This window comes from Leptospira gomenensis, from assembly GCF_004770155.1.
Taxonomy (GTDB): domain Bacteria; phylum Spirochaetota; class Leptospiria; order Leptospirales; family Leptospiraceae; genus Leptospira; species Leptospira gomenensis.
In genome coordinates this window covers 71,341-85,278 of record NZ_RQFA01000010.1, presented here as the reverse complement: position 1 = coordinate 85,278, position 13,938 = coordinate 71,341, and the positions used below count along the sequence as shown (strand labels likewise).

The window sequence follows — 13,938 nt, the reverse complement described above, 5'->3', positions numbered from 1 at the left end:
CGTGGATTTGGATTCCCTTTACGAAGAACGGAAAACTCCGGGCGGATTTTTGGTTAAGGTCCGGCTTGCAAAAATGACCTACGTGGTCTTTACCCAAAAGGGCCCAGAGGTTCCGCGGGGTTCGAAAAATAATTCGATCGTGGTCGCCGTTCCCCGGATCGTTTTTTTGGGTTCGGAATTCAATCTCGCGCATTTTCGTCTGGGCGAAGTCAGTTTTGTAAACGTAAAACAAGGCAAACTCGTAATTCCGTATCAACATTCCAACACGGGCAACGAGGTTCGGACGATTTTTTTAAACAGCGGAAGCGACTGTGACGTTCTTCCCGTGGTCGTGTATCATTTTCAAAATAACGAAGATTTGATTCGTTCTCGGGATCAGGGCGTGGAAATGCATCATCTTGTTTTGGATGAATCGTATCCCAGACAGGATTTGATTACCCTAAAAATTCGTTTTCCGGCCCTAAACATGTTGATCGTTCGGAAAAAAATTGCGGTTCACAAGGATGCAGGCGGGGAGTCCGGAGCGGAAGGTTCCAAGGGGAAAGAATCCGGAATCGTGGATTTCAACAAGGTGCGCGCCGCGGATATTATGGATTCCGGAAATTTAAATATTCATTCCGGAAACCCGGTATTTTTGGCCAGGATTCATTTGCGAAGAATGGATTTGGAAAAAGTAAAACAGCTTCTTTTGGATTTTCAGCTAAAACCGGAAGAGGTTTCTTTCATTCGTACTTTTTTTTCTGTCATGATTCGCAATGAATTCGATAAGGAAGAACTCAAACAGGCAAAACAAAAACTTCTCAACCTGGATGAAGGATTTCGTTTGGCCGAATTGATTTTAGAAATGAAAGTTTCCGAGTTTGAAACCGAATTGGAAAAAAATTTCGGACCGGAAATCGCGAGCATGTGTTATGCGCTTTTAGAAAAAGAACAAGACTTGGCGGAAGATGAAGAAGAGGGAATCATTCTCTGGGAGTGGAAGCTCCGAGTAAAACGTCTTTTCCGCAAAAGCGCCTAAGCCAAGGCGTCGCAAAAAAAGTCCGAAAAAGGTGAAAAAATGCTTCCTTTTTCCGGAAAAACGGGCAATTTATAGAAAAATCCTATGTTTTTCCGCGCGAAGATAAATTTTCTGGCACAGTTTTTGCTTACGGGCGTGATCGGCTTTGGAATGCCCGGGGCCTTGGTTGCCGCCGAAAATCCTGCGTTTGAAAATTCGGAAATTAAAATTCATCAAAACGAAGTGGATCGGGTTTTGGCGATTTCGATTTCTCAAACGAAAACTTTTCCAGATTGGTTTGTCGCGGATGATGAAATTTTTGCAATTCGATCCGCAGCGAACTCCGATTTTGGTCCGCGGAAAAGTGTCCAAAGTCCGAAAAAAGTTTCGGCTTTGTCTGCCGAAGTTGAGATTTCGGAACTGGGGTGCCGGTTGGATGTTTCGGATCTTTCGTTTCCGGCAATTTCGTTCGCCTGGAACGAGTCATTCGACTCTTTCAAAACATCCGATTCGTTTTTCTCTTCTTCTTTATACGCCGACGCTGCGAATGATTTCGATTTTTCCCTTCTTAAAATGAAATCTCATTTTTGGTCGGAATTCCGGCAAAGTGCGAACGCGGTTCCTTGCTCCAGTGCCCGTTCGAAATTGATTCCTGCGTTCTTCGAGAAAAGAAGAGGGCCCTTGTTTAACATCCTAAATTCATTGGGAAAGGGCCCGAATCGTTTTCGAAATAGTCTCGTTTTTGTCGAAGATTCGGATCGTATGGCTTTCCCATCTTTGGAAAACGGGGTTAGGGAGTTGTTCGCATCGGATTCTCTGCAAAAAAGGGATGTTTCTCGGAAAAACGGAGGTGGTCGGAAGACCGAACGCACCGTTGTGCGGTCGATTCCTGCGGAATCGTGTGGGAACTCCCCCGCAACGGAATCGGTGGGACGCTCGTGGCACAAAAGCGATTTTGAGGATTTCCGAAAAATTCCAGGAAGTTCCCCTGCCGGCCTTACGACCTCCGTTGTCGTAGGAAGTCCTACTTCCATCGACTATTTACAAATGGAACAGACGCTTGGGTACGGGGACATTCTAAATTCGCAACCAAGGGGTTCATTGGAAACAAAAAGCGTCACCGTGTTGTCCTCCGACACAAATCCATTCTTTTCCAATACAGAGAACTGGTTCGCTTTTTCGTTTGTGATCTTGCAATTTCAATCCGAGAGAATTTTCAGAATCACAGAAACTTCCTCTCTTTGCAGCTAAGAACGATACGTTCTGCCACTCGTCTGCTTTAAAAAAAACGGAAACATCGCCGCATTTTGATAAAATCTATTTTTGTTTGTTTTTCAGCCGGAGGTTGAAAATCTTTGTCCATGGCTTCCAAAGTGAAACGGTCCTCTTTTCAGAAATTGCTGAATGCGATGAAAAAGATGTCTCTTGAAGTAAACGATTATGAGATTTGTCGCCGCCTGGAGACGATTATGATGACGAGTAAGGAAGACCTGAGCCAAATCGTAGTAAAATCACTTCTGGACAATCCTTTGGATTTTGATCCAAAAACGCTTCCGGAGCCCTACGGACAGTACATCCGACATTTTATCTATATGGTAAAACGAAATCGAAAACAAGGAATCGATACGAATTTCGATTCTCCTCTGGGAAATAAATCTGCAGAAAAACAAAGTCTCCTCTTGGAAGTCTCGAAACCCGTTTCGAAAAAACCCTCTCCTAAAAAAGCCGTAAAAAAATAAAAATCCCCCTGTGCTGCGCACAGGGCAGAAAATCAAACTTCTAATTGCCCAAATATGGTCGAATGCTGACCAATTTTGGAGCCAGCTGTCCGATTTCGGTGTAATCTGCTGGAAATCCGTCGGTTACCCTAAGTGCCCAATTTTAACCAAGGCGCTATCTCGGCAAATGGACCTGTGATTGGAAAGCAGGGGAATTCTTGTAAAATCAAAGCGAAAATGGTCAGGCGCTTCTGGAAGCATAATATGACTATGTCTCTTTAAAAGAAGGAATTGCCGAATTTTGGGCGATCTTCTGGATTCTTCCACTCTGCGCACCGGCAGATGTCGGAGAAACGGAATCTTTTCTTCCTCGGCCTGGGGGATTCGGGAAAATTTCCGTTTTGCCTTATAAAAAGAGGAAAAGGACAAAAGTGTAGCACTTTGGGCGAAATCTGCATTTGAGAACGAAGTCGGAGTTCGACACTTTGCGCGGGAGCGGCGTGAAATGGGCGCCACTTTCAGAGGCCCTTTTTTTTGAACTAAAAGGGGCAGAAACGAAGAAAAGCCCGGTTAGCGCGCTTTGTGGGAACTCAAACGGATAGAAAAATGCCAAAATTAGTGTCACTTTGTCATGTGTAGGAACATTTCCTGCCAATGCCGATTTGCCAGGAAAAAGGTTTTACGAAAGGGGGATCCTCACAAAGACTGAAACCAAACGCATATGGCTGAAGTGATTAAATTGCGGGTTCGCTGCCACGCCTGTTCTTATATGATTGAGGGCTCTGCGAAATATGGAGCCGGGCATTATGTTCCGGAGGGCGTAGATTTTGAGTTTGTGGCAATCGGGAAGATAGAAACGCCTAAAGGTAAGCGGGTAAAGGCTGAAATTTCAGCAAGTTGTCCACACTGTGGCGTTCGAAACAAATGGATTGTCTAATTGCGATCCATTTAAATTGATTAAATATAATCTTTTATTATGGATTACATACAGGCCTTTTTCCTTGGCTTTAATTAGTTTAACCACGCTTCCCGTTGGACCTTTGCCGAGCCTTGCCCCATTCTTGCCTCCTGTCGAATCGATTTTTCCCTTTGTCGGCCTCTTTGAAAGCATGGTTTGCAGCGGATTCGCTCTTACGAAAGGTGGAAATGAACGAGGGTTTGGTATTGCCCAATAATGCTTAAGAATAAGTGATTAAAAATAATCTTAATCTGGAATTTTGAATCAAGCCGAGTTACTTTTAAGATTCGTAGAAGAAGACGAGGATTCGCTGCTCCAAATTTCTTTTCTTTTTTCTCAATCCGCAGCGAGACGTTCCCCGTTTCCTCCCCGCCGAATGCTCCGATCCCGCTTTCTCTTCCGGATTTTGCCCTGTCGAACTCGGGGCTTTCGCGTAGGAATTTCCGCATTCGGGACAATCGTATCGTTTCAAAGGGCGTGAACTGATTCGAAATTTCGTTATGTGGAAAAGTCGGCGGGATGCCCAATTACCGGCAGATAGATTTTCCCGTAGATGTAGTATTTTTTTAGGGGCCCTTCTGCGCCGATTTTTTAGCAAAATGGGCGTTTGGGAGGCCTTTTTACCCGCCCCTGTGAGCACTACAGGATCGGATCGATTTCGGTTTTTTCGTAAAAAAAGCGTTATCGGGCCGCTTTTAACGATAGAAAACATTTAACCTTCTCCATCGATTAAAAACGACTGGTGGATTTATGTTTTGCGGAAATCCTAGGTTGCAAATCGTTTCGGTTCGATGAATTTTACTACACCACAGTATTTCCTTTTTTTTACGATCGTTTGGTCCGTTCGCTGGGTTTTGGTTTTTCTGTTTCCGAGACGAAACGCACCCATACTTTCTTTTCTTCTTTGTGTCAGTTATCTCTTTTATCTTTCCTGGGATTACCGTTTCGGTCTTTTGATATTGTTCACGACGATTTTGGATTATTCCGTGGGAAGAGCTTTGGATGCGGAGAACCGACAACAAAAAAGACGTCTTTTTCTGTGGGTCTCGTTGTGCGGTAACTTAAGCGTTCTTGGGTTTTTTAAATATTTCGGTTTTTTTACGGAATCGTTTCTTACTCTCTCGCGTTCTTTCGGTTGGGAAAATTCCGCTCGGACGTTGCAGGTGGTTCTTCCGGTCGGAATTTCATTTTATACCTTTCAATCCCTGAGTTATTCGATCGACGTATATCGAAGGGAAATCGTCGCGGAAAAAAATTTTTTCCATTACGCGCTTTTTCTTTCCTTTTTCCCGCAGCTGGTCGCAGGCCCGATCGTTTCCTCCAGAATCCTTTTGCCTGCGTTTCGCTCCCTAATTTCCTGGGAGAACATACCTCTGCGCGAAGGGATTTGGCTGATTCTATTGGGTTTCGTAAAAAAGGCCGTGATAGCGGATCGTATATCCGGAATTTCCGATTTCGTTTATCAATTTCCGGAAAACGTTTCGACGGGTTTCGCATGGATGGGAATTTTCTCTTACGCGATCCAGATCTATTGCGATTTTTCAGGTTATACGGACATAGCGATCGGTTCCGCGCTTCTGTTGGGAATTCGTCTTCCGGAAAATTTTCGTCTTCCTTACACTGCTTCCAGTTTTTCCGATTTTTGGAGGCGATGGCACATTTCTCTTTCCGGTTGGCTGCGGGAGTATCTTTACATTCCTCTCGGCGGAAATCGAACGAGCGCTTCGATCACGTATAGAAATCTTTGGATCACTATGCTCCTCGGAGGACTTTGGCACGGGCCCAGTTGGAACTTCGTTCTATGGGGATTTTTTCACGGTCTTTGTCTCGTCCTGGAAAGGAGTTTCGGCGAACGAATCCGTTTTTTGTCCGAGGCCAATTCTATCCTAAGGATTTTGTTCGCTAGAATATATCAAATATTTGTAATGTTCTCCGTCTGTCTGATTTGGATCTTCTTTCGTTCCAAATCCTTGGACGTATCCCTCCATTTGCTGAGAAAATTGTTCTCTTTCGAAAGCGGCACGGAACCGACGTATACGATGCAAACCCATTTCTTGACGATTCTTCTCTGCGTGATCTTCGCGACTTGGATCGGAGTTCGGGAGGAAAGGACGGGAGAGTATTCGCGGTTTCGGGAGAATTTGCACTGGATCGTATTCTGCTTATTGAGCGTCGTGGGTTTTATCGTCGGCGTAGTTTTGACCGTCGAAACGAAACCGTTCCTCTATTTCGTTTTCTGAAACGGCCGTCGCATCGCCTGAAGAATCCGTTCCGGATTTTCATAAATCCAGATTTCCAAAGTTCCGCAGCCGGTTTTTTTATCAGGAACTCCGTAATTGGAAAGTACGTTTTCGTTTCCCAAACCGCGCGTCAACACCGCCACGGGTGAATCGTATTTCCGCAAATACCAATCCCGGTTGGAAATCGTATGAGAACCTTCTAATGTACCGTACGCGGCGTGGATTGCGGGAAGTTTGTTTTGCGAAAAAACGCGAATCCGTTTTGCGGTCCAAAAATCGGCGACCGCCAGGGAAATACCGTGTCGTTCTGCGATTTTATCTACGCAGGAAGTTTCTTCGGGCGTCCATCGGTCGTTTCGAAACAGTGTGTTGTCGAAAGGTTTGGGAAGGGAATTCCAGGCGGTTGCCGCGATCAGGAAACACGCGAATAAGGCGGCGTTTAGGAATTTTTTCCGAAATCCCGAAACGAAACCCAGATACGCCGGCGCGAGAATGAGCGCCGGTGCCGCATAACGTAGGCTGTATTGATCCACGTAAGAACCCGCGGCGATCGGAAGAAAAAAAAGAAGCGAGAAAAAAAACGCGAGAAATACGTCCGATTTCGTACGATTGATCCGAAAGAGACTGAGACAAAGCGCAGTCGCATAACATAAGAATGTGATCGCGGGAGCCGGAAAATCCGCCGCGACGTTCGATGTCGAATCCCGGACGCCCGCGTGAATTACCGCGCGAAACCACGCCGCCGCATCCTCAAAAAATCGAGTCCCGTCTGCGACGGCCCTATCCAGAGAAAGCGGGAACGGGATCGTACCCGGTCGTTCTATATACAAAAACGATTTTAGAATCGAATGCGATAGGAGACCCAGGATTCCCGCGCTCAAAACGAGTCTTCCGTTTTCAGGCAAAAGACGTTTCCAAACCCCGGAAGGTCTTCGGTCGCGATCGTTGGGCGGAAGCTCCGGAAAAAAAATTCCCGCGAAAAAAACGGGAAGGACCAGCTCCACTACGAGGATTCGGTCCGAGATTACGGTGAAAAGAAGCGTCAGAAAAAGAAAAATCCGACTTCGTCTTTGTGTTGTTTGGTGAATAAAGGGCCACGTGTACAAAGATATCAGGAACGCGCTCGTATGAATGGACGGCAAAAACAGTATATAAAAAGTCGGGAAACGCGACGCGCCGAGCAGAAGAATCGAAACCAAAACGAGCACCCAGGATCGGACCGATCTCGATTCCCGGATCGAAAGTTTTTTCCCGATGTGTTCCTCCTGAACGAAGATCCAAAAACGTTCCATCAAAACGGTGAACGTCAGGATCTGAAGAAACGCGAAACAATACAGGGCCTGATACGCGTTGTCGAATAAGAACAACAACACGGACACGACGGGTAAGTCCGGAAAAAAATAGGGGGAAGGAGTAAACGACCAGGAGAAAAAACTTCCTCCGTCCCGAAACAAGTCCAAAGCGAGCGCAGGAAGATAAAGAATGTCCGAGTTGAGATAAATTTCTTCCGGGCTCTCCGCCAGGGAAATCCCCAAGGAAACGAAAAAAAGAATCAAAGCTACAAGATAACGCAACATCAGGACTGAAATCTTTTCGGCTCAGTACTCGGGGTAAAGTCAAAAAATCAAGTAATCCTGGACAAGCGGACGCCGCTTTGAAACCGTTCTTTCAGAATGAAACTCCAAACGAAAAAAAATCTTCCGTTGCTCGCGGTCGGAATCCTGTTTTTGTTCGTTCTCGATTTCGTTTTTTTTCGCACCTTGATCTGGGTCGTTCCCAACGAGTCACCTTGGAGCACGAATCATTTCTACAATTTCTTATACGAATATTTCACTCTTCGGAAAAAACAAAAACGTTCTCCGAGAATCCTGATCGTCGGTTCGAGTATCGCGCATTATTCCTTCGATCGGGAGGCGTTTCGAAAGGACGTTTTCGAACGAACGGGAAAGGACATGGAAGTGGAATTTCTTTCCTACGCTGGTATGACTCCGTTGGACGTTTGGTTGTGTCGGGAAAAGATCAAGGAGTTGTCTCCGGACTTCGTCGTATTTCCCCTCAATTTCATAGATTGGAGATTGCATAGGGCGTATTCCCTCGACCCGACGAACCGCAACGACACGATCGATTCCAAGGTCCTTCTTTCGGACGCGTTGAACTTTTTCGAAGCGCCTCAATCCAGATTCATTTTTCCTTCGGAGGCCGCGTTCGAATTTTGGAAAGAACTCGGATTCGACCGTACCTCCGAATATATCGCCGCGTATCTTTTCGGATTCTATCGGTATAAGGACCTGTTCTGGAAAAATCTTCGTTCCCTTTACGATCATCGTTACGGAAGAAACACCAGTTATCACGGCTACAACGGAGTTCAAATCCCGGAACGTGTGACTTCCCTCGGATGGACCGGAAAAAAATTCTCCTTCGTTTTGACCGAAGGTATGAAACGGAACGGCTTTCTCGTGCAGATCGTGCCGGAACTTCTGGCCGCCGGCCCCGTCAAAATTACATTCCAAAAACGGAATGTAATTCAGGAGTTTTCCTTTTTCGAACCCGGATGGAAAAAAATAATTTTGGACGGACGTTTTGCCGAACAAGCGTTTTTGCCGGAAGAAGAAACGCCTGTTTCGCGTAATACCGGTACGCAGGGAACTCGGGAGGTTTTCGACGGAGACACGACGGTTCCGCGTAATACCGAAGCCGCACTTCTTTCGAAAGTCGGAGCCTCTCCCTCGGAAGTTTTTGTAGTCGCGGAACTTTCGAAAACATGGACGCCTTTTTACGCACAGGGAGAAAACAAGGATTGGAATTACGATCGCCTCGGAGTGCGTCTGCAACAAACCTTCGGAACGGACGTCCCGAGAAACGGGCGACAATACACGCGGGAGGAGCGTCTGGAGGATCTTCGCTACCAAAACATGAGCGATATGGAATATTCAAAATATTTTAACTTTCGTCTTTTGGAGGATTATCCGCAGAGGCCCGGAATCGGTTATCTCGTCGCGCTGAAGGAAGCGAAGTTGCGGATCCGGGAGGAAAAATTCGTTCCTACGTTACACTTCCGTTACCTGCGTTTTTTCTCCGAATTCTGTGCTCAAAACCGAATTCCTCTCTGGATCGTCAACAATCCGGAAAATCCGATCAGCTTGGGTTGGTATTCGGATTCGGATTGGTATAAGGATCATCTGAAATTTCTCGCGGGCCTCGAAGGAGAATCGGTTCATTTCTCCGATCTCAAAGGTTCGTTGCGGATGCAGGACTTCAGCGACTATCATCATTTTACGTATCCGGGAATGATTCGAATGAGTTCGATTTATGCGAAAGAATTCGTCCAAATTTCTGAAAGACACAGGGGAATTCCTGTAAAACCTTGATAAATAGCCGTTCTTCGGCAAATTCTATCAATCTAGCGAGGGCGGGAAATTTCCCGTTGAACATTCAATATGAGCAGGGTCAAAGTTGCCGTTTTAGGCGCCACCGGTTCCGTAGGCCAGCGATTCATCCAATTGTTGGACAATCATCCGTACTTCGAGGTCACTCACCTTTGCGCTTCCGAAAACAGCGCCGGTAAAACGTACGGAGACGTCATGAAGTCGAGATGGAAAATTTCCTCCGATATCCCTGCTTATGCGAAGAACATCGTAATTACTACGCCCGATCCTTCCAAAACTTCCGGAGCAGCGTTGGCGTTTTCCGGTTTGGATGCGAGTATCGCAGGCGAAGTGGAATCCGCGTATGCCAATGCGGGAATCCATATCATCTCCAATTCCAAAAATCATAGAATGGATCCGAAGGTCCCTCTTCTTTCCGCAGAGGTCAATGCTTCGCATCTCGAGGTTTTGGATTCGCAAACTACGAAAGGAAAGATCATCACCAATTCCAACTGTACGATCATGGGTGTTACGATCACGTTAAAACCTTTGTTCGATCGTTTCGGGATCGAGTCCGTTATGCTCTTTTCGATGCAGGCGATTTCCGGCGCCGGATATCCCGGAGTTCCTAGTATGGACATTCTGGGAAACGTGGTTCCGCATATCGGAGGCGAAGAGGAAAAAGCGGAGATCGAACCTCTCAAATGTCTCGGTCGTGTGGAAAACGGAAAGATCGTACACGCGGATTTTCCGATCTCCGCTCATTGCAACCGAGTTCCCGTGTTCGACGGACATACCGTTTGTGTTTCGGTGAAATTCAAACAAAAACCTTCCCGAGAAGAGGTGTTATCCGCTTGGAAAAATTTTTCCGGAGAACCGCAGTCGCTCGCACTTCCTTCCGCGCCGAATCCAGCGATTTTGTATCGTGAAGAGGAGGACCGACCACAACCTCGTTTGGATCTGAATACCGGAAACGGAATGACCACAGTGGTAGGTCGTCTTCGTCCCGATCCGATACTGGATTGGAAATATGTCGTTTTGAGTCACAACACGATTCGAGGCGCTGCGGGAGCCGCGTTGTTAAACGCAGAACTTCTTTACAAAAAGAATTTCCTCGGATGATACTGTCATTCCATGTTGGAACCTCAATCTCCAGAACTGAAAGTAGCAGATTATAATACTGCATTGCAACTGACTCAGTCTCTGGAGTCTCGGGGAGATTTCCAATACAAGGGAATTCATAAACTTCTGCTCGTCATCGGGGATTGGACCGACAAATACCTGGCCAACAAGATCCTTCCGAATATGGATCAACTTTCCCGGGATATGAATCTGGAGAAGGAAAAGGTCGGTCAATACCTTCGCGAACTTTGTACGAAATACAATCCTCCGATCGTTAAAAAAATCTGTATGGTGGATTTTAATCCGACCGGAGATGCTTCGGACGGAAAGATAGAATCCTATCTGCGTCTGAATCCGGTGTTCGCCCGTCCTCAGGCAGCGGACGCTTCGACCAGTCATCGATACGTGGACGGGGTCAATCAGACCACGTTTTCCTCGATCCAGAGATGGATTAAGGAAAAAAGAATTTTCCCGGGCAGGGAGGAATTCGTCAAACGGATCCACACCGCGATTTTGGAGAACAAACTCACGGATACCTACGCTTCCACCGAAATCGGAAATCTGTTCAACGATCCTTTTGACGCGACTCCCGGTTTAAAACAAGTGACGGTAAACATCCATCTCAAACCCGTACTCAAAAAACTCGTGGAACAAAAGACGTTATTCTTCTTTCGAAACGAAAACGCGCTCAACCCGGGAAATCGTTCCGTGTTCTATTATAACGTTCAGGAGGAAATCCTCGCCCGAATCGAAGCGTATAAATCCTTTCTCACCGATCGTCTCGTGCCGGAGTTACAAAAGATAGGCGCGTTGGGATCGGTTTCCGACGAAGAACGTTCGAACACGCGCGGTCTCGTGAATTCGGTCATGCCGTTTTTAAGTCCGGCGTACGGGGATCAGAAAACCGCGATGGAGGAACTCTTAGCCCTGGTTCACTTCGAGGAAGAGGACAAGGAAAAAAAGGAAAAGGAAGAAAAGAAGGTAAAGCTGACCGAAATTTTGGATTATATAAAATCGGCGAATCGTCTCGTGGACCTGAACTTCCTCCGTTTTCGGGGACAACAAATCGAAGAGGAAATCCGGACCCTCGTTACCAATCACGAACAGATTCTTCATACCGAGTTCGCGGATAAAAACGCATTGTATATCTACGTTCTTCATAAACTTGCAGTCGCCGGTGCGATCGAAGCCGCGCGTCGCACGTTTGCCGCGACGGGCAACGACAACGAAATCCGGATTTTGGATCGGATGAAGATCAAAGATTTGATCGATAATCGGGATCTCGCGGCTTCTTTCGACAAGTTGGAGCTTTCGAGTCTGTTCAAATATCTTCCGTTTTTCACGCGTCTTTGGAGGAATCTTTTCGGAAGCGCAACCGTTCATAAGTTCGAAGCGGAACAGATTCGAGCGCATAACGCGGTGGAGTTGAACAAACGGGTGAACGAAGCGCGTACGAAGAAGATTCAGGAAGACGCGGCTAAACTCGCGGAAAAACGCGTCAAAGAAAAGGAACAGGCGGAGAAGAGTTCGCGAAAACAGCAGAACGTGCCCGGCAAGGAGGAAAAAACACAACCTTCCTCCGCTCCCAAGGAAGCGATCGATCCTACGAGCGGAAAATTGTTGGAACGAGTGCTCGACATTCTCGACGATTACTGGTCGAGCAGACAGTATCCGGATCGTAACATTCTGTTGTACGAAATGGAAGGAGAAATCAACGAAGAAAATCTCGTCGCTTTTCTCAAGAAGTTCGGAAAGAGCGATATCTTTTCCTTTATGGTCCGCAATCAGGAGGAGCGATATACGTTTCCGATTTTGATTTCCAAACGGTATCTCAAAAAACACGGAAGAGATCTGATGGAAAAGGCCTCCGCCATCATCGAAGAACAAAAGAACGCCAGTATGCCCGACCAGGATCTGTTCGACTTCTGCATCTCTCTCGACGATTTTCTGAAGAAAACTCTTCCTAAAATCTGATTCCAGATTGTCCTAAGCCCCGCGCTTCCGAATAAAGGTATTAGGATGAAGAGCGAACCCTCCGTATTTAGAAAGACAAAAATCATATGCACCATCGGACCCGCGACCGCGGATAAAAAGATGATCCAAGCGTTGGCGGAAGCGGGAATGAACGTAGCGCGTCTCAACATGTCCCACGGAAATCACGACTTCCACAGAAGTATCATCCGCAATATCAAGGCGCTCAACAAGGACGTATTGAAGGCGCCCATCGCGATCCTACTCGATACGCAGGGACCCGAAATTCGCACCGGAGATCTACAAGTGGATCATCTCGATTTGAAAGTCGGGGAAACCTTCACCTTTCATATCATTCCCGGAGAAGAATCCGAGGAACAATCCGTTTTCGTAAATTACAAAGATATCGTAAAGGATCTCAAAGTGGGAGATCCGGTCACCGTGGATAACGGTCTGATCAATCTCGTCGTCGAAGAGATCAACGATTCCGCCCTTAAGTGTAAAGTGTTGGACGGAGGAAAACTCGGTTCCAGAAAACACATCAATCTTCCCGGGATACGGGTCAATCTTCCGTCGATCACGCCCAAGGACCACAAGGACATACTTTTCGGATTGGAAGAGGACGTGGACTTTATCGCGTTGTCGTTCGTTCGTTCCGTGGAAGACGTCAATCAACTCAAACAAATCATAGAAGAAAACGAAGGTCACGCACAGGTCATCGCTAAGATCGAAGATCAGGAAGCCGTGCGAAACATGAAGGAAATCGTAGACGCCGCCGACGGAGTGATGGTCGCGCGGGGAGATCTCGGAGTCGAAGTTCCGATCGAAGAGCTGCCGATACTACAAAGGGCCATCATCAAGGAATGCGCTCTCAAAGGAAAACGAGTCATCGTCGCGACCCACCTTTTGGAATCGATGATCAGCAATCCTTCTCCGACTCGAGCGGAGGTCACCGACGTAGCCAACGCCGTGTATGAGGAAGCCGACGCTATCATGTTGTCAGGGGAAACCGCTGCGGGTAAATTTCCCGTCCGCTGTGTCGAGATGATGGACAAGATCGCACAACGTGTCGAACGGACCGGCGGAGTGGATTACGTTCGTGAAAAAATTCCTCAGGATAAAAAAGAACAGATGGCAAAGTCCGCCGCGGAACTGGCGGATTCCTTAAAATGCCCGGCCATAGTCGTAATTACGAGAAGGGGAACGACCGCGCTCAACGTGGCCGGATTTCATCCGCATTATCCGTTGATTTATGCGTTTACGAATATGACGACGGTTCGTCGTAAACTCTGGCTGACCCGCGGAGTGATTCCGTATCGGATCGATTTTTCCCGGGATCCGGAAAAGACCATTCGTCTTGCGATCGATACGTTGAAAAAAGCGGGTAGAATCAAGGACGGGGATCAAGTCGTAATCTTATCCGATATCATCGCGGGAGAGGATCGTGTCGAAACGATTCAAATCCGGGAAGTGAAAACGTATCCCGCGATGCCGGAAACGGAAGTTGTGAAATAACCGGAGGGTCGATCCTTACTCTGAGGGTTCAAACGATGGCAGGACGGAATTT

General features: G+C 46.9%; 9 protein-coding genes. 8 read left to right on the top strand and 1 reads right to left on the bottom strand.

Features of this window, described 5'->3' with window-relative positions; translation table 11 throughout:
- Position 1 precedes the first annotated feature (1 nt).
- From EHQ17_RS01600 to EHQ17_RS01580, 4 genes are all read left to right on the top strand, one after another.
- The gene (locus EHQ17_RS01600) at positions 2-1,018 is read left to right on the top strand and encodes a hypothetical protein (protein ID WP_135591943.1); all 1,017 of its coding nucleotides are present in this window, start codon (positions 2-4) and stop codon (positions 1,016-1,018) included.
- A gap of 1,340 nt (positions 1,019-2,358) precedes the next feature.
- Positions 2,359-2,736, top strand: coding sequence for a phosphatidylinositol phospholipase (locus EHQ17_RS01590; RefSeq protein WP_135591859.1), 378 nt, complete (start codon positions 2,359-2,361; stop codon positions 2,734-2,736).
- Positions 2,737-3,436: 700 nt separating this feature from the next.
- Positions 3,437-3,652, top strand: a complete 216-nt coding sequence (locus EHQ17_RS01585; protein WP_135591861.1) for a hypothetical protein — start codon at positions 3,437-3,439, stop codon at positions 3,650-3,652.
- A gap of 812 nt (positions 3,653-4,464) precedes the next feature.
- Positions 4,465-5,913 (top strand): MBOAT family O-acyltransferase, encoded by a 1,449-nt coding sequence (locus EHQ17_RS01580; RefSeq protein WP_135591863.1) that lies wholly within the window; start codon positions 4,465-4,467, stop codon positions 5,911-5,913.
- On the opposite strand, the gene EHQ17_RS01575 is transcribed toward EHQ17_RS01580, so the two are convergent.
- Positions 5,898-7,490, bottom strand: coding sequence for a hypothetical protein (locus EHQ17_RS01575; protein WP_135591865.1), 1,593 nt, complete (start codon positions 7,488-7,490; stop codon positions 5,898-5,900). The two genes, EHQ17_RS01580 and EHQ17_RS01575, sit on opposite strands and share 16 nt — an antisense overlap.
- A 96-nt stretch (positions 7,491-7,586) precedes the next feature.
- Here EHQ17_RS01575 and EHQ17_RS20040 point away from each other — a divergent pair, with 96 nt between their 5' ends.
- The 4 genes from EHQ17_RS20040 to pyk all read left to right on the top strand — a co-directional run bounded on the left by EHQ17_RS20040 (position 7,587) and on the right by pyk (position 13,886).
- A complete protein-coding gene (locus EHQ17_RS20040; protein WP_246057316.1) occupies positions 7,587-9,281 on the top strand; it encodes a hypothetical protein in 1,695 nt (564 codons plus the stop codon).
- Between the two features lie 69 nt (positions 9,282-9,350).
- Complete coding sequence (gene asd, locus EHQ17_RS01560) at positions 9,351-10,400, top strand: aspartate-semialdehyde dehydrogenase (protein ID WP_135591867.1); 1,050 nt, start codon at positions 9,351-9,353, stop codon at positions 10,398-10,400.
- Positions 10,401-10,412: 12 nt separating this feature from the next.
- Positions 10,413-12,374, top strand: coding sequence for a hypothetical protein (locus EHQ17_RS01555; protein WP_135591869.1), 1,962 nt, complete (start codon positions 10,413-10,415; stop codon positions 12,372-12,374).
- A 45-nt stretch (positions 12,375-12,419) separates the two neighbouring features.
- Complete coding sequence (pyk, locus tag EHQ17_RS01550; RefSeq protein ID WP_135591871.1) at positions 12,420-13,886, top strand: pyruvate kinase; 1,467 nt, start codon at positions 12,420-12,422, stop codon at positions 13,884-13,886.
- The last annotated feature ends 52 nt before the right edge of the window (positions 13,887-13,938 follow it).